The sequence below is a fragment of the Chryseobacterium polytrichastri genome (assembly GCF_900142445.1).
Taxonomy (GTDB): domain Bacteria; phylum Bacteroidota; class Bacteroidia; order Flavobacteriales; family Weeksellaceae; genus Chryseobacterium; species Chryseobacterium polytrichastri.
Genome location: NZ_FRAV01000005.1, coordinates 24426 through 45085, shown reverse-complemented (window position 1 = coordinate 45085; position 20660 = coordinate 24426). Strand labels below are relative to the sequence as shown.

18 protein-coding genes and 1 tRNA gene are annotated in these 20660 nt (G+C 31.6%); 15 read left to right on the top strand and 4 right to left on the bottom strand.

Features of this window, described 5'->3' with window-relative positions; genetic code table 11:
* The first annotated feature begins 11 nt into the window (after positions 1–11).
* The 4 genes from BUB80_RS04210 (at position 12) to BUB80_RS04195 (ending at position 3423) form a co-directional block, all read left to right on the top strand.
* Complete coding sequence (locus BUB80_RS04210; protein WP_073291243.1) at positions 12–992, top strand: hypothetical protein; 981 nt, start codon at positions 12–14, stop codon at positions 990–992.
* Positions 993–1084: 92 nt separating this feature from the next.
* The gene (locus BUB80_RS04205; protein WP_073291241.1) at positions 1085–1378 is read left to right on the top strand and encodes a helix-turn-helix transcriptional regulator; all 294 of its coding nucleotides are present in this window, start codon (positions 1085–1087) and stop codon (positions 1376–1378) included.
* A 24-nt stretch (positions 1379–1402) separates the two neighbouring features.
* Positions 1403–1858, top strand: coding sequence for a hypothetical protein (locus tag BUB80_RS04200; protein ID WP_073291240.1), 456 nt, complete (start codon positions 1403–1405; stop codon positions 1856–1858).
* A 266-nt stretch (positions 1859–2124) separates the two neighbouring features.
* Positions 2125–3423 carry a BT4734/BF3469 family protein gene (locus BUB80_RS04195; protein WP_073291238.1) on the top strand — a complete coding sequence of 433 codons (1299 nt, stop codon included), beginning with the start codon at positions 2125–2127 and terminating at the stop codon, positions 3421–3423.
* A gap of 6 nt (positions 3424–3429) precedes the next feature.
* Here the strand turns inward: BUB80_RS04195 and BUB80_RS23800 are convergent, their stop codons facing one another.
* Both BUB80_RS23800 and BUB80_RS04185 read right to left on the bottom strand, forming a co-directional pair.
* The gene (locus BUB80_RS23800; RefSeq protein ID WP_073291236.1) at positions 3430–3702 is read right to left on the bottom strand and encodes a hypothetical protein; all 273 of its coding nucleotides are present in this window, start codon (positions 3700–3702) and stop codon (positions 3430–3432) included.
* Between the two features lie 4 nt (positions 3703–3706).
* A complete protein-coding gene (locus BUB80_RS04185) occupies positions 3707–4207 on the bottom strand; it encodes a hypothetical protein (protein ID WP_073291234.1) in 501 nt (166 codons plus the stop codon).
* A 507-nt stretch (positions 4208–4714) separates the two neighbouring features.
* Here BUB80_RS04185 and BUB80_RS04180 point away from each other — a divergent pair.
* The 10 genes from BUB80_RS04180 to BUB80_RS04135 all read left to right on the top strand — a co-directional run bounded on the left by BUB80_RS04180 (position 4715) and on the right by BUB80_RS04135 (position 17046).
* Positions 4715–5137, top strand: coding sequence for a hypothetical protein (locus BUB80_RS04180; RefSeq protein ID WP_139262525.1), 423 nt, complete (start codon positions 4715–4717; stop codon positions 5135–5137).
* Positions 5138–5146: 9 nt separating this feature from the next.
* Complete coding sequence (locus BUB80_RS04175) at positions 5147–5509, top strand: hypothetical protein (RefSeq protein ID WP_073291230.1); 363 nt, start codon at positions 5147–5149, stop codon at positions 5507–5509.
* A gap of 7 nt (positions 5510–5516) precedes the next feature.
* The gene (locus BUB80_RS04170) at positions 5517–5963 is read left to right on the top strand and encodes a hypothetical protein (RefSeq protein WP_073291228.1); all 447 of its coding nucleotides are present in this window, start codon (positions 5517–5519) and stop codon (positions 5961–5963) included.
* 25 nt (positions 5964–5988) lie between these two features.
* Positions 5989–6288: a hypothetical protein gene (locus BUB80_RS04165; RefSeq protein WP_073291226.1), complete on the top strand. Its 300-nt coding sequence runs from the start codon at positions 5989–5991 to the stop codon at positions 6286–6288.
* 233 nt (positions 6289–6521) lie between these two features.
* Positions 6522–8060: a T9SS type A sorting domain-containing protein gene (locus BUB80_RS04160; protein WP_073291225.1), complete on the top strand. Its 1539-nt coding sequence runs from the start codon at positions 6522–6524 to the stop codon at positions 8058–8060.
* Between the two features lie 6 nt (positions 8061–8066).
* Entirely contained in the window at positions 8067–10856 is a 2790-nt protein-coding gene (locus BUB80_RS04155) for a hypothetical protein (RefSeq protein WP_139262523.1), read from the top strand.
* 12 nt (positions 10857–10868) lie between these two features.
* Positions 10869–14477: a DUF6443 domain-containing protein gene (locus tag BUB80_RS04150; RefSeq protein WP_083547038.1), complete on the top strand. Its 3609-nt coding sequence runs from the start codon at positions 10869–10871 to the stop codon at positions 14475–14477.
* The gene (locus tag BUB80_RS04145; RefSeq protein ID WP_139262521.1) at positions 14477–15154 is read left to right on the top strand and encodes a hypothetical protein; all 678 of its coding nucleotides are present in this window, start codon (positions 14477–14479) and stop codon (positions 15152–15154) included. The genes BUB80_RS04150 and BUB80_RS04145 overlap by 1 nt, the downstream gene beginning before the upstream one ends.
* Before the next feature lie 428 nt (positions 15155–15582).
* A complete protein-coding gene (locus BUB80_RS04140) occupies positions 15583–16614 on the top strand; it encodes an RHS repeat-associated core domain-containing protein (protein WP_073291217.1) in 1032 nt (343 codons plus the stop codon).
* A gap of 6 nt (positions 16615–16620) precedes the next feature.
* On the top strand, positions 16621–17046 hold the full coding sequence (locus BUB80_RS04135; protein WP_073291215.1) for a hypothetical protein: 426 nt from the start codon (positions 16621–16623) through the stop codon (positions 17044–17046).
* 443 nt (positions 17047–17489) lie between these two features.
* Here BUB80_RS04135 and BUB80_RS04130 read toward each other — a convergent pair whose 3' ends face one another.
* Entirely contained in the window at positions 17490–18977 is a 1488-nt protein-coding gene (locus tag BUB80_RS04130) for a TIR domain-containing protein (RefSeq protein WP_073291213.1), read from the bottom strand.
* 823 nt (positions 18978–19800) lie between these two features.
* On the opposite strand from BUB80_RS04130, the gene BUB80_RS04125 reads away from it, so the two are divergent.
* Positions 19801–20331, top strand: a complete 531-nt coding sequence (locus tag BUB80_RS04125) for an antirestriction protein ArdA (protein ID WP_073291211.1) — start codon at positions 19801–19803, stop codon at positions 20329–20331.
* A gap of 126 nt (positions 20332–20457) precedes the next feature.
* On the opposite strand, the gene BUB80_RS04120 is transcribed toward BUB80_RS04125, so the two are convergent.
* Positions 20458–20528 (bottom strand) — tRNA-Gln (locus BUB80_RS04120).
* Between the last annotated feature and the right edge of the window lie 132 nt (positions 20529–20660).

Here is a 20660-nt window from a genome sequence, read left to right as displayed (position 1 = left end):
TTTTTGAGATTATGATACCTCCAGTTTTAAAAAATATCATTCACATTGATTTTATTGTTACCGATATTTTTCAGTTAGATAAAATAATACAGGATTACGGAAAAATTATATATTACACTCCAGAAGTAGTTTTTGATATTTCCAATATTGACAGTGGTTTATACCTGATAAGAGAGTTTGGAGAAAATGTTTATATCATTCAAAGGGATCCAAACAGTATAGGAAAGTTGAAAAATCCTAAAACGGATTATGATTATAAAATAGGTGTTACAGACTATAATTTATTTTCTAAAAGTTTTGATTTGGATTCTTTACCCTCATTTATGGATGAAATGACTGAAAAATACCATCCTGAATTTATTGAATCTCTTAAATTGCAGTTAGTTGATGCTAAAACTGAAACAGCCTGTAAAATTATATATCAGGATTTGCTTTTACATATAGAAGAATCTAACAGTTTTTTAAGAAGCCATATATATTTTGGCAATGTCTTATCTCAGGAAGTTCAAAAAGCTGTTTGTTATTGGCTTTTAAAGTATAATGAATACCTTTTATTTGATGTTCAGCTGTATTTTAAAACTATTTTCCCCAATGATATTAAACCGATTGAGGAGAATGTGACCCAAATCGTTGCCAACAAAGCAGATAAACAAAAAGAAAAGCTACGAAACAGTAATGTATATAGAATTGCACTCCTTTTTGCAGATGGAACTCTTACATTTGAGAAAATGACAGCTATATACGGTAATAAGCGGTATGATACCATAAATGAACTGGCAGAAATTATTTCTCAGGATTATAAAATTTCTAAATCTTCTCTTCAACCCTATCTAAATCAAACGATAAAAGAGGTAAACTCGGATAAAAATCTGTTTGATATTTCAAAATTAAAATATCTGAAACTCATTGCAGAAGATTTCCACTCACAACAAAAACAATTGTCAGCTTTTTTCTCTGGCAAAATAGAAAAATTAACCTCAATTAATGAGTAAAATCAAATTATACTGATGTTATACGGTATAAGATTTAGTATAGTATGTGCAGGTTATAATTTAGCACCATAATAAATAAACAAAGAAATATTATGGCAACTAAAGAACATTCAATTTTAATTCAGGCAAGTCCTGAATATTTATCTGAACTTATTGTATCAGGAATCAGAGAAGAATTAAAAAGAATCCAACTTCATTTTACTGAAAAATCCCAAAATGACGAACTTATGACTAAAAAACAGGTTTGCAATTTTCTGAATTGTTCCTCTGTAAGTCTGTGGAATTGGGAAAACAAAGGAATGTTGGCTCCTGTACGACTTGGCAGAAGTATAAGATATAAAAAAAGTGATGTTGAACAGTTTATCAATAGAAAAACTAATAAATAGATTCTAAAATTAAATATTCAGATCATGAAAAAATTCTTTCATTATACTACTGAACTAAAATTACAAGAAATTATAGATAGTGGTGTTATCAAATTGGCAACAAAAAGTACATTTCATAAAAAAGAAAAACCTGTTGCTTGGGTTTCAATAAATCCTATTTGGGAAAATACTGCAACCAAAATGACTGTTAAGGATGGTATAATTCAAAATATGACTTTTCAAGAGCAATTAGAACAGCTTGGTTGTGCAAGGATTCAAGTTGAAAATGTGGGCTTCGAAGGATGGAGAAAATTGAAGCATACGGCTAAAATGAATATGGATATTGCTTCTCGTATGGAGTTAGTTGGTGCTAAATGTGGAGCAAGCTCAGGAGAGTGGTTTGGTTTATTGTTTCCAATAAAGAAACAATATTGGATCAAAGCTGAAGTATTTCGAAATGATGAATGGGTGCTTTATGAAAATTTTGAAAAGATGAATTAATTTCTAAGTTTTCATCATTCATCTAAATGTTTGATATATTTTTGACAGTTGTTGTTATCAGTGGAGTGGGGCATAATTCTAAAAATTGTTCTCTTATCAATAATCTGTCAATTTAAAATAGGTATCTAATTGTAATTGGGCTCGGATCTTAAATAGTAGTCCAAAAATCAACTAAAATTTTAAAGTAATACAAACCCTCAAAAAGTATAGCACACAAGCTGTATGAGCTATCGCTATGCCCTTATTTTGAATGATAATAAATAATTATGGAATTTCAATATTTTAATAACACGCCCAGTACAATTATCAATCTTTGTCAAGCCATAACATTCAGAAATATTATTTACTCTGTAAATGATTTAGAAGAATTTATAGACTTCGTAAAATCAGATAGTAAACCTGAGAATATAACTATTAACAAGCTTAGAGCATTTAAGAAGAAAAGTCCTGAGTTTAAAAAAATAAAATTAAATCAAATCTCCTGTGCAATAATTCATTTTAACTATGCTAACAATAAAATGATAAGTGAAAACACTAAAAATCCCACAGGTTATTTATTTTTTGATATTGATAATAATATTTCAGAAATATTAAAGCAGCAATTAGACAAGAATCAATATATAGCAGCCTATTGGAAAAGTGTCTCTAATACTGGATTTGGGTTAGCAGTTAGAGTTTCTGGAATTACTCCTTCTAATTATCTTGATGCTTGTAAGTATATTCGGAGAATATTAAAACTACCAATAGATAAAAAAGCACATTCAATAGATAGATTGACAGTTCTTTCTTATGATCCAGATGCGGTGTATAAACCTACATCTACTATAATTGACATTGATTCTCTAAATCTTAAAAATGTAATTCCCAATGAAAGTTCTAAAAATAAGGAAAAATATAAACAGCCACTTTTCCGTAACACTATCAATAAAGATAAATCTTTATTAGGTATACACTGTGACGGAAAAATAACAATAAGATATGATAATCTTAACGAAGTGACTGAAAATATGAAGTTTCATTATAATAATGATGGCATTCATGATTGCGGAAAAAATAAAGTTGAGTACACAAATACCTATATGCCTAAAAATGTGAAAACAGGTAATCGGGAAAGAACATTAGGACTGTATGCTAAGAATTTATTATTTCTGAATCCTGATTTGACAAAAGAATTGTTATACAAAATAATATCAAATGCTAATATGAGAAATCTTTTAAATCCGTTAGACTATAAAGAAGTCCAAAGTATAGTAGCTAAAGCTTATGATAATCAGAGTGGGTTTAAGTCATATTCTAATAAAGATAAAAGATTTTTTTTTAAAGATGTGACTCTTACTCCTGTTGAAAAAAGTATAAAATGCTTGGAAGTCTTAAATGAAGAAAAAAGACAAAAAACCCAGGAAAAGAAAAATATGATTTCAGAAATACTCTGCAATTGGAACTGTCACAAAGATGGCAAAATCACTCCTAAAAAAGTAATTGAACTTGGAGATGGAATATTGAAAAAGACATTGGTGTATGACTATTTTAGAGATAATAAAGAAGATATTCCAATTTGTGAATAAGTATATTTAAGCTAAAAGTTCTTTAATAAATACAATTATAGGTGGAATTATCAAGCTGATTGTTTGAATTATCAACAATAAAGGTTTTAATGGTTTTTCTGGGTTTAGCTTTTGAGATTTAACAAAAAAATATTTTAAGATGTGATAAGAAAGATAGGCTGCTAATCTACATACTGCCCATAAAAGAAATTCAATGAAAATATATGTCACTCCCATTAATATTGGAATGATAAGAATAAGCCAAAACGCTTTGTCTATGTAAAATGCTTTGGAAATCATACTGTTAGTTGAATTTTTCTAAAAAAACAAATGACAGACAATAAATCAATAATATTAAAGAGTAATATGATATTATTAAAAACAATGCTATAGGAGATTTAATAATTTTTAACATATTGTTTTTGGTGTTTTCATAAAATGAAGAAAAATTTCTTTTTAACCCTATGGATAATAATATTGGAATAAATATAATAACAGCAATATATCTAAATTCTTGTAATATAAAAGGCATATTTGTATTCCCAGTATTTATAGCAATACCAAATACAAATAACGTAATAAAATATATTCCTCCAAAAAACCAAATAATATATTTCAGTGAATTGGTTAGTATTCCCTTGGATGCTGTGTTGAAAGTTGTTGCTGTGAATTTATCAATATACATTTTAATTTGATTATGAAAATTTTCTATCTTCTTCAAAGTTATCTCGTTAGTAATAACACTTTCGATTGATCTTGGAAGCAGTATAAATGCTAAAAAAAATCCTAAAATAATCCCTGTCATATTTTTTATTATACTATGAAGTTAAAATTTTTCAATGATTAATGAAGTTTTTCATTCTCGATTATATTATTATTAAAAAAGGCGAATGGAAATGATCTATAAAATGATTAAAAATATATTCATTCGTAAGTTCGAGAATTCTCTGAATTTGACTAAAAAAGTAGTGGAATAAATTTATAAAATAAGTGTTTTTTCATAAGGTTAGGAATAATTTTTGATAGCTAAAAATGGATTGTGAATTTTTATATCTTTGCAATTCAAATTTTATCGAAAAAAATATAAAGCGTTAGCTTATTTAATCTTGGTATCCGAAATCTGACAGTTTCTATCAAACACCAAAAAGATTAATAACTCTAATGCTCATGCCTCTGGCGTGAGTATTTTGTTGTTGTCTTTCATTGGTGTGGGTTTTGTCAGAACCTCGGAACTGAAATTGATAATCTACAAACTCACGCCTTTTTATTTGTAACCATCACTTTGAGTTTGGGTGAATTTAAAATTCATCTTATGAAAAAACTATTATTCACAGTTTTTACAGCATTATCATTCATTGGTTGTTCAAATCACGATGATAACAACACACAAACAACAAATAATCCAGTAGCAACCCAGTATTTCCATCCTCCAACATGGATTCAAGGAAAATGGCAAAAGGACGGAACAGCACTGTATAAATTCACTAATGATGATTTTTATACTATTGCAGGAAGTATCGAAACAAGTTACAAATCCATTTTAGAACAAGGTGCAAGTTTAGGTGTTTCCTCGAGTGTTCCTGAAAATATTTCTGAGACTGTCTATGAATTTACTATGAAATCAGGTTCTACGAATGCTGAATACAAATTCAAAAAGATAAGCTCTACAAAGATTGAATGGGTAAATTATCCTTATGCTTCAACTGTAGGTGCATTTTATTTAACTAAACAATAATCTGTTTTTATGAAAAAGTTTTTAATAACACTAGCTCTGGTTCTGGTTATAGCTCCTGAAGTTGTTTTTGCACAAAAAGATGGAAAATGTGATCTTCCAACAAACTATCAAGAACCTAAACCCGACAAAAAAATTCAATCTTGGATAAAACGTTTTGGGGCTGTTACCATTGATGATTTAAGGAAGCATATTGCATTAGATAATGATTGTGAAGAAAAAGATGTTATTTTTCTTAGAATAGTCGAACAAAAAGTAAACGGATTATATTCTGTTTGTGTTAAGGGAAAAGAGATGAAATATAAAAGGCTTGGGAATGCTTTTATGAGAAATGATGAGAGAACTCTTTTTGATGTAGCACCTTCATCTAAGTAACTAAATTATGGGCTTATTTTCAACTTTTTTTAATTCATTGGTAAACCCCATTGAAGAAACTGTCAAGACTGTTGTAGGAATGTACAGAATGGCAGGGAGCAGTGATAAACGAAATAATCTCAAGGATGTAATATTTCACAGGGTATTAGCAGCTAAGAAATTAGTTAATCCAAATATTTATGATATTATACTTTTGTCAGACGACAATTTTTTTAATGTTATTGAGGATGATATTGCATTATTTATTTTTGTTCTTTTAATGGCTGAATCGGATAAACACAATCGAGAATTTTCACAAAACCCTCAGCATTATTTCTTTAAAATAGAATCCGAAGTTATCAAACAATTGCAAACTTATATTCCTAATAGAGATGCGAACTATATAAAGGCGGAGTTATTGGCTATGACTTATAGTAGGGATAATGTAGGATTAGGACACCGCCCGACTTATTAATTAATAAATTCAAAATATATAGAATATGAAAAATCATAAAATACACATAAAACAAACAGATAACCAGTTTCCAACTGATAAAGAAATTAGGATGTCCCTTCGAAAGTTAGGACTAAGAGATGTCGTTTTCTCAATATTGAAGACCATTGAGTTTGCTGAATTATCAGAAAGAGATTTAAAAACAGTTATAACAAGTAAAACTCAAAATTCTTTGGAAGAACTATTAAAAAATCAGTTATTAAATCCTCCTATATCAAATCATCGTATTGACAGTTTGTTTGATACAAGCAACTTTAAACAAAAGGACTGTCAACCTTTTAAATAAAGCTTTCCAACTTTTTACAAAATAATTGCATCTATAATATAACACGACATGTTCTGTCGCTTTGTAGAAATACCTTTGTCACAAGCTAACTTAGAAACAGTACAAAACACTAACACGTGATAAAGTTCATGTTAAATCTCATTAATGGGATTTCATAAACTATTAATAAATGTTAAATTTGCGGAATTATAATAATAAAAACTAATATTAACTTTTAAACACATAAAAAATATATGAGAAAACTCTACATGAGTGCATTTTCGATATGCGCAATTTTGAGCTATGCTCAAGAGGTAGTTTGGCAAAAGGATATTAAATCCAATACACAGGATTTCCTGAGCCAAGTCACCACTACTATTGACGGACAATACTTAATCACAGGTAGTTCGATCCAATCTAAGAAACTATCTACGGATAACAAACAAAACAACGGTTACGATTTCCATTTGGTTAAACTTAACCAACAAGGCGAAGAAGTTTGGGAAAAGTTCTTTGTCGGAAATAATCATGACTTTTTATCTGCAACTGTATCAACCCAAGAAGGCGGATTTCTTTTAGCAGGAACTTCTTACAGCGGAAAAAGTCTGGACAAAAAAGATGATTCTAAGGGTGGATCAGACATCTGGTTGATCAGGATTAATGAATTTGGAGACGAATTATTTCAAAAAACCATCGGATCAAATTCTGATGAAGAAGCACGATCTGTTATTCAGACGACTGATCTGGGATTCTTTGTAGCAGGAAATGTACAAAACTCAGCTAAAGGTTACGGATCCAAAGATGTTTTAATAATAAAACTAGACAAAAACGGAAAAGAAGTGTCACAATCTATATTTGGTGGACGTGGCTCAGACGAAGTTGAAAAGATGATTCCTACGAAAGATGGAGGTGCTTTGCTTGGGATATACTCCAGAAGTGGTATTGGAGGTTCAAAAAAGACAGAAAACTTTGGTGAGGGAGATTATTGGATTATCAAACTCAATAAAGAGGGCAAAGTTGAATGGGAAAAGAACTATGGAGGAAAAGGTGACGACCATTTGAGAACATTGGCATTAACTTCAACAGGATTTTTAATTGGAGGAGAATCAAGATCTGAAAGATCAGGAAATAAAACGGTTGGCATTGAAGAGGGTACGGATTTATGGTTGATTTCTTTGAATGAAAGAGGAGATGAAATTTGGCAGAAGTCTTACAACTTCAAAAACCGAGATGTTTTGATGGGAATGAGTGTTTTACATGCAGCAGATGATAAAACTTCAAAAGGGATTTTATTAGGAGGTTACACTCAGGCCGAGGGCAGAATACAAACAGATGATGAAACGTTTTGGATGCTGTATTTAGATCAAAATGGAAATGAAGAGTGGAGAAAACACGTCAAAGGAGAATCCAGTAAGAAAGAAGAAAGATTATCTGATATCAAACTCAACAGAGATGGCTCAATTATCCTTGCAGGAACCAGTGCCGAAGAACTTGGTAAAGAAAACTGGAAGATCATTAAGCTTGGAGATAAACAGATTGATCAGTTGATTGTAAAACAAGATATCAAAATTTATCCGAATCCTGTCTCAGATTACGCGTATGTAGAAATTGGTTTCGATTTCAAAGAAGCTGATATTATTTTGTATGACATGTCTGGAAGGCAATTACAAAGTCTGAAAACGAAGAATAAAGTAACGAAGATTAATACTCAGGCACTCATTCAGGGAGCGTATCTGATTACCATAAAAACGGATACGAATAAAACGGCTAATGCTAAACTAATAAAAAAATAAACATAAATGCGAAAAATATATTTACTGCTATTATGCATTCTCATATCTAATCTATATTACAGCCAATCACAAACACCGAATACGGGAGTTATACAGCCTGTTCCTACGGCAGCTTCATTGGCAACGTATAATAATAATCCTGTTTCTGTTCAGACAGGAATTCCAAATATCTCTTATCCTCTAATTAGTGTTCCTACCAATAATAAGTCAGTCAACATCAATTTAGGGTTAAACTACCATGCAGGGAATACCTCATTAGAACAGTGGGTAAGTAATGTAGGTAAGGGTTGGTCGATGTTAGGTTCAGGTGTGATATCCAAAGAAATTATGGCTGAGTTTGATGAAAAATATGATGACATAAATTATTCAGGATATAAAAAAAATGAATTTAAAGATCTATACAATTTTAGCACTCCTGAAGAGTCAGGTAAATTCAGGATCATAAGAGATACACTTAATAATACTTTTAAAGTCGTAAAATTAACTCCCTATACTTCTAAAATAAAATATGATTCCGTAGCTAATCCTGCCACATTAATTATAAATTCTTTTACAGTAATCAGCAATACAGGAATTAAATATAAATTTGACAAGTATGATCTTTCCAGAATGAATGTAACAATGGGCTTTTCACCTGCCCATGGATATAAAATTGCCAATAAAATTTATAGGAGTGCATTTTATCTTTCCAGAATATTAGATGAAAATGATAAGGAGCTGGTAAAATACAATTATCTGAAAGAAACTAAATATGTTTTGGGACAAGAAGCTGATCATATCATAGAGTCTGAGAACAACAGGCTCTCGAGCATTGAAATAAAAGACCATGGTATTATAGAAATTAATTATTCTAAAAACGCATCATTAGATAAGATGAGTGACCCCTTTAATCTAGATTATATTACCTTAAAAACGTCCAATAATCTTTTTATAAAGAAATATAAATTTGAGTATTCGGCTCCCATTGGACTCAGAATATTAAATTCATTCAACCAAGTTGATGCCAACGAAAATATCATTGAAAAGTATCAATTTAGTTATAAAGATATTTACAGTCCACCTTTGGAAAGTGGAAGTATTAGTTCCAATGTTTTAAATAAAGTTCAACTACCAACAGGAGGCACTGTAGAATATAATTTTGATATGGTACCGTATTACTACTATGACGCTATTAAAACGATTCCTGCTCCTCTGGGACTATATGGAGCAACATCTTTCGAGAAAGTAAATTACGCTGGTAAAAAGTACTTTTTTACAGTAACAACACTAGATAAAGAAATCACAATAGATGCCACGGATGTTGCTGCATTATCTGGTTATACTTGGGGGATTAATTTTTACAAAAAAGTAGGAAATACTTTTCAGCTATTACCAGAATTCTCTATTGGTGTAGTAGCAGGAATCACTCCCAATCCTGATGACAATTTGGTACAGACCAGAATATTTCCAACAGGAGAATACTATGCAGAATTATCTTGTGACTGGAATGTCAACTTAATGGCTCCCCTAGTTATTAATGCTTATCATAAAGTTGGGGAACCTACAGAAGAGCATATTAAGACAGCTTCAACAACAGGACTTCCCCGTATTAAGAATATTAAGTATTTTGATCTACACTCTTCTACTATAACTTCTTCATCTATTCCTTCAAGAATTGAAGAATATGAATACCCTTTTTTTGATAATCCTACAGAATCAAGCGGATATTATGTGGAGGGAGGTTCTTTAAATGATGGGATGACCGCAGCTGCCCCAAGTATGATTTATAAAAATGTAAAAGTTTCCAATGGAAACAATACAGGATATACCAAATACTATTTCAAAACACCCGTTGATTATCCTATTCAAAACGAACACTTTATACCTAATTACAATCTTGTAAGAGGAGGTTTACTAGAAAAAACAGAAGTATATAATACTGCCAACCAAAAATTATTAGAAAGTATTTTCGACTATACAATACAGGATTTTGATGGTCCTGAATACAGTTTGCCAGGAGGTTTCTTTCAAGTAAAAACAGTCTGGGCAAAAGAAGAAAAAATAACTTCAAGAAATTTCTTCGATTCAGGATTTGCAGAAACAAAAAAAGAGGTTATTAAAAACTCTAATAATTACGCTCCTAATTTAGAAAAAGTCACCTCTTTCGACGGAAGTATTCAGGAAACTGCTTACCAATATGCCTTAGACAAAAACAATCAAAAGTTGATTGATGCTAATATCATCGGTATTCCGCTTGAAACAACCTCAATCATCAAGAAAAACACTTCTGATGCAGGAAAATTAATTTCCAGAGCTGAAACAAAGTATGATGATCCTGCCAATAAATTCCCAAGCTCTGCGGTATCTTATGATACCCAAAACAATTTGGCTGAAGAAGTTATCTTCAACCGATATGACAGCAAAGGAAATTTAGAACAGTACACCACGAAAGAAGGCATTCCTGTTTCTATGGTTTGGGGATATAGCAAAACACAGCCTATTGCCAAAGTAGAAGGTGCTACCTATGACCAGATTTCAGGATATATCTCCGATATAGTCTCTAAATCTGATACTGACATAGATGCCACTTCCGAGCAGGCTTTAGTAAGTGCTTTGGATACATTTAGAAACCTACCAGCCCTGCAAAACACTCAGATTACAACCTATGTTTATGATCCGTTAATAGGAATGAAGATCATGACTCCACCCGCAGGAATCAGAGAATATTATAAATATGATACCGCAGGAAGACTGGAGCAGGTTGTAGATGAAAACGGGAAATTATTGAGAAAAAACAAATACAACTACAAACATTAAAAACACAAACCAATGAAAAGACATATCATTAAAAGAACACTGTCAGTTCTCAGTATGTTGTTTGTAGCAGGATTATCACATGCACAGACAAGTACTGAAAACTATGTACAGACAACTACCTGCTTAGATGCAGACTGTGTCAAGAAATCAGAAACCGTACAATATTTTGACTATTTAGGAAGACCAAAACAGGTCATCAGTGTAAAATCATCACCCACAGGAAAAGATGTTGTGGCTCATGTAGAATATGATGCACTTGGAAGACAGACCAAAAGCTATCTTCCTGTCCCTCAATCAGGAACTCAGAACGGAGAAATTTACAGTTCACCTCTTGGCAACGCTTCCGCTATTTATGGAGGTGAAAAGATCTATTCCGAATCATTTTTGGAAAACTCTCCTTTACAGAGAGTTCAACAGCAGGTTCGGGTAGGAAACGATTGGGCAAACAAACCTGTCAACTTTGCTTATGATGTCAACACGACAGCAGATGCCGTAAAAAAATTCACTCCTACCACAGTTTGGGAAAATGAGGCTACGAAAACCACATTTACCGATTCTGAGGTATATACTAATGGACAACTGACGAAAAACTCTGTAAAAGATGAAGATGGAAACGAAACTATAGTATTTAAAGACGGAAGGGGACAGACAATTTTGTCAAGAAAAATGTTGAATGCAACTCAAAAAGCAGATACTTACTACATTTATAATGAATATGGAGGACTTGCTTACGTCATTCCGCCATTAGCATCTGCTTCTGCCATCACTTCAATTGTATTGGATAATCTTTGTTATCAATACAAATATGATTCAAGAAGCAATCTGGTTGAAAAAAAACTGCCTGGCAAAGGTTGGGAATACATGATCTATGATAAACAGGATCGATTGGTAGCAACCCAAGATACTGAGCTCAAAAACAAAGGACACTGGTTGTACACGAAATATGATCAGTTTGGAAGAGTTGCCATTACAGGAATCGGTACTGGTTTAGAAAGACTCACTGAGCAAAACATGGTTGATGGTTTAGGATCAAATAACGTAAACCGAGTAGTAACAGCACCTTTCAACAGACAAGGTGTAGATGTTTACTACGGAAACCAAGATAGTACTTACCCAAACTCAAGTAAATGGGTAACCTTGTTATCATTAAATTATTACGACACCTATCCTAACTACAGTTTTAATCCTGCTTTTCCAAGTTCCATTATCAATCAGGCTGTCTTGACGGATAATCCTGCAACAGACGGAAAAAGCACAAAAGGACTTCCTGTAATAAGTCTGGTAAAAAATGTAGAAGATGATAACTGGACGAAGAGCTTTAATTACTATGATAAAAAAGGAAGAGCTATTGGTACTTATGCTATCAATCATTTGGGAGGGTATACCAAAACAGAGTCTGAGCTTGATTTTGCAGGAGCTACCAAACAAACCAAAGTATATCACAAAAGACTCAATACTGATACTGAAAAAGTAATTACCCAGACCTATACCTATGACAGTCAAAACAGGTTATTGGTTCACAAACATAAGGTTGACAACAATACGGAAGAGATCTTAACTCAGAACGAGTACAACGAACTTTCGCAGATCAAAAACAAGAAAGTCGGTGGAACCGATATTGCAAATCCACTTCAAAGCATAGATTACAAATATAATATCCGAGGCTGGCTCACTAAGATCAATGATCCTGTAGACCTTAACGGAAAATTGTTTGGATATGAAATGAGGTATAATAATCCTATGAACCCTAATATTGCATCGGGAAAATTCAATGGAAATATTGCAGAGGTTGACTGGAAAAACGCTTCAGAAGATGTATTAAAAAGATACGATTACACTTATGATAAGCTCAACAGATTGCAGGATGCTGTGTATTCTGAGCCTAATTCAACGACTCCGTTTAATAATAATTTCAATGAAAGTCTGACGTATGACCTTAACGGAAATATTTCCACTTTAAAAAGAAATGCTTTTCCTGTTTCAGGAAACACTTCAACATTGGTGGATGATCTGATCTACGAATACACAGGAAACCGCTTAACAAAAGTGCGTGAAACCGCTTTGAATAACACAGGCTATGAAGGCGGAAACAATGTTATAGCTTATGACCTGAACGGAAATATGACTGATATGAAGGATAAAGGGATTCAGGCTATTAATTACAATTTTTTGAATCTGTCCAATCGACTATATATCAAACAGATAAATCCGCTGGGTAAAGTTTCCAATACAAACATCAGCTATTTGTATCGTGCAGACGGAACAAAACTTCGTAAAACCTATAATAATTCGGGAGATATGGGCTCAATGACAACTCGTATAACCGATTATTTGGATGGTTTTCAATATTCCTATTATGACGATGGTTTCGGAGGTGTTTGTATGACGTGCAAAACAGAAGTAGCCTACGAGGAACAAGCGTACCAGAAAATAATAGGGGGTCCAGTACTTCCTGCCACACCAGAATGGAAACTTAGTTTTGTACCAACAGCAGAAGGGTTTTACAGTTTCACCGAAAACCGTTATATTTACCAGTATAAAGACCATTTAGGTAATGCAAGGGTAAGTTTTGCTAAAAACAGCGCAGGCGTTCTTCAAGCTACAGATACCAATAATCTTTATCCTTTTGGATTAAATCATATTGGAGGTTCATTGCCTTCTAATTTTGGAAGCTATTATTCTTACAAGTATAACGGTAAAGAACTTCAGGAAACAGGTTTCTATGATTACGGATGGAGACAATACATGCCCGACTTAGGAAAATGGAACGGTATGGATCAGCTTTCTGAAAAATACCTTTCAACAAGTCCGTATGCTTATGTAGCTAATAACTCTGTGAAATATGCAGATATAGACGGAAGATGGTTTGCTGAAGATGGTAGTATTATTAATACTTCAGGGCAGACGTATGGTTTCCTTGGCTCGTCTCACAAACCTTCGTATGCTACAAACTATCTAGGACAAGGATTGGGAGATACACGTGGATATACTCCGTTTGGTGAGACTAAAGCGTATGCAACTTTAATGGATGCATATTATAAGGGAGCTACCAGCAATATGAATGGTGTCCTAAGCTGGTGGACAAATGCAGACGGAGCTCAATATGGACAATATAATATGATGAAATTTGCAACTTCTTCAGATAACTGGTGGCAAGATGGAACTTATGATGCTATTGGAAAATTTACGTCTTATATAGCAAGTTTAATAGGAAGTACTAACGAAGAGTTTCCTCAAATTACAAATACTGGTGGGTTGGCAAGAACAGATTTTGATGCAAGTACATGGAAAAAATTTAGACCTGGTGATAAACTGTTTACTTTGGATGCTGGAAGTTTCGTGTTTCCTAGTACTTTTCCAGCCGATGGTTCTAAACGTATAGCAACTTGGGCCGGTAGACTTTATGCAGTTGCTTGGTCAGTAGATAGGCTAGCTGATGTGAAAAATATTTTGTCTGGAGGTAAAGTAATTGACACTGCTTATTTCAGAGGTTATACGTTTGATAAAAATGGGATAAAAGATACTTTATACCAAACACCAGTAAAATCAGGAGAAACATGGGAGAGTGCCTATGATAGAGTATATAAAATATCGAAAGAAACATTAAGATCAAAATGGTAATGAAGATAAATAGTAATATTATAATAAGTTTTTTCTTTTTAACAATCCTCGCATGTAAAAAAAAAGAAATTATAGATCCTTATAAGGATTTAAATGCAACCGAGTATTTCTCAATTTCAACGAATCTTAAAAATCTTAAAAATATTGAGAGGTTTAAAGTAAATGATTCAATATTTAAAATAAAAGGACAGTTTGAAGCGTATGAGATTACGGGAAATATAAATAATAATCAAATTAGATTAGGATGGTGGGTAGCAAGAAATGCTGTGACACGGGATATAAAGGCTAAATTGGAGTATATTTTTATTGATAATAAAGAGTTTGTTAACCAATATATTCTATTTAAAAATGGAAAAATTGATACTGCAAAAAGTAAGTTTTATAGTTTTAGTAAAAAAAATGATTCTATTAAGTATAAATTTTATATGCCAGTCGAGCCAGATGAGATACGTTCTGATGGTAATTTAAACTATAGATATTCTTATCAGGGCAAAGAAAAAAGACACTTAGAGTCAAAAGCTTACAAAAATAATAATATTTTTACCAATGTAATTTTCATTCCTAAAACTTCTCACTCCAGTAATTTAATCATTCGAGGAGCTTTTTGGAAAATGATGCAATTAAAAAATGGTAGTATTGCGAAAAACGATATATATGTATTAGATACTTTAAAATAAGTAAAATGTTCCAAAGTTAATGGTTAGATTACTTTAATAATTAAGTTGTTAGAAATCAGTTAGGATTTAACAATAGAGTTTAAAATGCAAGAGTTGGTTATCCTGCTCTTGCTTGTTTTTGTCAATAAAAATTATTTTAAATGATTGAAGGTCATTCTCCCCCATGTTAGTACGCGGGTCTCGCTCGCCCCTTGTTGAAAAGTTATAAGGATAAACCACTGAAACCGCAGTGGTTTATCTTATTTTGTAAAAGGAAAAATATCTTATACAACAAAATTTTTAAATTTTTTCATTTGAAGTTTAAAATAAGGAAATCCCCATTTTTTTTAACTAAAAATCCATATTTTTGGGACCGTCGAACAGGGAAGCGCTCAAAAAGTAAGTGTTTGCACGAGAAAAAATAAAGTAGGTAAGTTCTGAAAAGTTGGGTGGTATTATATAATTACAAGTACAACGGTAAAGAGCTTCAGGAAACAGGTTTCTATGATTACGACGGGTGGAGACAATACATGCCAGATCTAGGAAGATGGAACGGTATGGATCAACTTTCCGAGAATTATCTTTCAACAAGTCCGTATGCTTATGTAGCCAATAACTCGGTGAAATATGCAGATATAGACGGAAGATGGTTTGCTGAAGATGGGAGTATTATTAATACTTCTGGGCAGACTTACGGTTTTCTTGGTTCATCTATGAAGCCCTCTTATGCTACAAACTATCTAGGACAAGGATTGGGAGATACAAGAGGATATACTCCGTTTGGTGAGACTAAAGCGTATTCAATGTTGATGGATGCATTACAAAATAATAAACCATTCTCTATCAATAACGGATATATGTCATATTGGACAAATATGGAAACTACAGGAATTGCTGGAGATATACAGGGGTTACTAGGACATACAACAAAGTTGGAATTTTCTACAGAAGATTGGTATGGTTCCGCAGGAAAAGGAAACTGGTATTTTGGAACAAGTAGTATTTTAACTGGGTTTGCAGGGATTGTACAATCCCGCCAATTGTATAAACAAGGAGTAAGAAGAGGTATATCTTCAAATTATACTTTAACAGGCAGAAATCTTAGCCAATTTGGAAAAGCAGCAATGACCGATGCCACAGTACCAATTTCTAAAATTGGAAGAGTTGGTAAAGGATTGGGAACTGGCTCATTTTATTTAGGAGTAGCCTTTGATGCAATGGGAGTAATAAATGGTGATGTTTCATTAGGAAAGGCATTATTAAATACAGGATTTGGAATTGCTGGTAATTGGGGAGGATCAGTTGGAGCATCTGTTGGAACACTTTATTTTGGAGTTGATAATTTCTATAATGGTGCAGGTGGCACAGGATGGCCAGGCTTTTTTAATGATGCTAATACTGATCAAAGAATGATAGATGAAGGATTTAATCAAGCTGGTCCTTACGGGTTCCATATAATGGGTGCCCATGAACCTAAATAAAAAATTATGAAGAAAATAAAAAGAGCATATTATTATTTTTATTATAAGATTTATAAATCAATAATTTATACTTCTGAAAAGGTAGGAGGTGAGTTTTTAACAGACTTTAAAGCAGTTGTCGCTTTAGGAGCTTTAGAAATTTGGTTTCTTAGTTCAATATTAATTTACTATTCTATATTAAATGATATAAAACTTACAATCAGTATTACAGACCCCGTTATATTTATTCCATTAATATTAGTTTTTATATTAAACTATTTCGCTTTTATTAATACAGATGCATGGAAAGAATATAATAAAGAGTTTGACCAACTTCCTGAAGAACAAAATAGGAAAGGAACTATTATTGTTTGGGTAATAGCTATTTTTATTATGGCTAATTTTTTTGGATCAGCTTATTATTTACAGAAATATATACTGAAAATGTACTAAAAAAAGAGTATTAATAGTTGCTTCCTTTCACAAATATTTCATACTTCTTTAGATCATACAAGAATCATTTGTGAAAAAATATTGGGATGAAGAAGATGTATGGTTTTATTTACATTTTCAAGATGGAGAAGCTGTAAGACAGATTGAAGTAAATTCTATCTAACTTTAGAGAATCTACAACAAGAAGACTCAATGATGTATGATTAGTTGCTCGAAGATCTGGATTTGTAACGATTAGATTTTATTACTAAAACAGATCTGGAGTAAAAATTTAAAGCCTCACATTTAGTGGGGCTTTATTATTGAGTGCGTGGAAAAAACTGTTGACAATTAAACTGAAATAGCCACTATTATAATAGTTAAAGATTCATTTTTAATCAAAGTAAATCCTATTTTTTTTGTTTACAAAAAAAGATATTTTAATTGTTATTCTATAATTTAATTTAAAGTGATTTGTGATTATCTTCATATTTAATTTCATCTTTTTTAAATTCATTATTTAAAGTAACTTTTGCCTCTTTTAATATTTCATTAATTTTTTCTTCTTCATCATTGATGCTCTTATAAACTTGTGATAACCTATTCAAAGTATAATCCGATTTATTTTCAATTTTTAATGATTCATTTAAATGGTTTTCAGCTTTTTTATAGAATTTTTTATTGTTGTATAAGTTACCTATGTTAGCTAAAATCCAAGCCTGTTTTCCTTCTGACAATTCATTTGCCTTTTCATAGGATTGCAGTGCTGAATTATAAAAATCAAGATCCATATAACTGTTACCCATTAAAGTCCAATAAGTAGAGTTATCTTTACTTATATTAACTAAGTCTTGATATAACAATAGGCTAACTTTTTTGTGATCAGTGTCATAACAGACTTTTGCAAATTCAGATAACAATTTTTCGTTTTTTGGATCAAGTTTATACCCATCCAAATATTCTAAAAGGGCTTCATTTTTTTGTCCTGTTTTATCTAAAAGACTCGCCAGTTTTAATTGAAATTCTGGAGAGTTTAATATATTCTTTTGTTCCTGTAAAAATTTGATTGCGTCGTTATCTTTATCAAGGGATGAAAGACAGTTAGCTTTCATTATGGAAAGTCTAATTTTATTTTCAGAATTTTTAATACCTCTTTCTATAATTTCTAATGCTTTTGCAATTAAATTATTTTGAATAAGAGTGCTCGCAAAATGTTGATAGGGAATACTACTATTAATATTTGTTGATATAAATTTTTCATATAATTCCACTCCTTTTAATGGATTCTTTGTGTATTCTATATCACATAAGCACCCTTTTAAATTGAGTTTATTTAAAATATCCTTTTCTTTTTTTATTTCAGCGGATATTTTTTTTATAGCAGTATCATAGTCTTTATTTATAATGTAATCTTCTACCCAACTAACTTGTTTAGATGCATCTGATTGTGTTTCTGATTTTTGTTCCAGTTCACTATTTGATGTTGATTTATCTAATACCCCTAATTTATTTATTGCATCTCTAATATTATGAGAAGCACTTCCAGTACCTGCTCTTAGATTATTATCACTCCTTGTAGCTTCATATTTGGCAGGTGTAAGTCCAATTAAATCTGTTGGTAAATGAAATGTTTTATTATCTGGAACTACTATGAAACTTCTTTCTCTTCCCAATCTTCCAATGAATAATCCTAACTCAAATAATACATTATCTCTAATGGCAAGATGCGACTTTCCTCTTATTTTGATATAGTCATCAGGGGTAAACACAAATACTCCAAAATCACTTTCATTCAAAGTCTTAATTAAAGATTCTAGCGAGCTTTCTGATAAATTAAACACTCCTTGATCCCAAACAGTACATTCTGAAGTATATTGTAAATTATCTTGAATTGCATATGCAACGCTTAGTCCCTCCACTGAAGATCCAACAAATAATTTTGGCTTTCTCATTATTGTTTTTTTTATAATTAACAAATATAAATATTATACTTTTAAATTTTTTAACATTGAGATTGTTAGAATGTAAATATATTTTATACACTATTAATAATTGAACTCATCACCCCTTCAACAAAAATAACTCTAGTATTTCTTATCAGCTACAATATTATATAAGAAAAATATTATAGGATATGATTATTATGTTTGCTTTTCTAGATTTTTTGTAAATGTCTAGTCCTGGATAGTGGAGTTACTACTGTCAAAAAACTATATTACATTATTATTTGGGTGAAAAAAGACAACGGTTAACCCACACCCACAAAAGTACCCCCACCAACTCTGTCTCAAAAATTCAAAATCCTTTATAGAAGACTTTACGACAATTCTACACCAAAAAAATATCTTGAGTGGTCTGATACTCCCCACTGATTGTAAAGGTGTGCCCAGTAAGAGTGGTTTGTTCCTTAGCCCCCATGAATTGTCAACCTTTTCTCAAAAGTAGATTTTATTTTATTTGGTTTTTGTGGATCTGTTTTTATTTTCCACTTACATTTTCTACTGGCTATACTCTTCAAACGATATGTTTTATTGATATTTTTTTGACAGTTTTTATTTGCGGCGGTTTGTGTTTAAAAAATATTTTAAAAAATTTAATTTTAAAGTTAAAATCTCTATCAATTGGCATGGATATTGACTTTATTAATATGTCAAAGAATAGTTTCATGTTCTTTTTTTCTATAGATTCTCATAATAATATATAAAAAAATGCCTAGAAGTATTGACGTACAACTAGGCTAATCAATAAATTTTAATCTTACTAAAACTTATCAACATGACAAAGTTACAAAATTGTCTTTATACTGCTAGTATCTATTGTGGCACGTACAGAAAGTACAACAACGGAAGCCTTTATGGTGAATGGCTGAACTTATCAGATTATTCTGATTATGATGAACTACTTACTGCAATGTATGAACTACACAATAATGAATCCGACCCTGAATTTATGTTTCAAGATTACGAACACTGTGAACTATTTGAAAAACTTGGATTAATTAGTGAGTGCCATCTATCTAAAGACATATATGAAATAATTGAACAAATCAATGATTCAGGACATGATCTCAAGGTTTTTGAAGCTTATATTGATTGTATCGGAAAAATGGACTTTAACAGTCTCTATGATGGCGTAATAAATAATTATATTGGGGAGTATTCAGATGATGAGATATTTGCTCAATATATGTTAGAAGAAAGTATTCCTGAGAGTTTACCAAATTACGTTTATATTGATTGGGAAACTACAGCAAGGAACTTAATGTTTGATTATTATTCAAGTGGAGGATATTATTTTAGAGGATAGGTTCATAAAATGTTATAACGAACGTTTTCTACATTGACCTTGACCTTAACCTTGACCAATCTAATGAAAAGGTTTGAAATTAAAAAGCAATCTTCTGATAATCAGTTGATTGCTTTTATTTTAATGTAGACCCACAGGGATTCGAACCCCAACTGACGGTACCAAAAACCGGAGTGCTACCGTTACACTATGGGTCTGTTTTATTTTGGTGATGCAAATTTACAGCTTTTTTCTTTATCTACAAGAGATTTGATGAAAAAATGCAATATTATTTTAAATAAAATGATAAGTATTTGTTTTTAAGAGTATTAAAATAATGGGGTGTATAG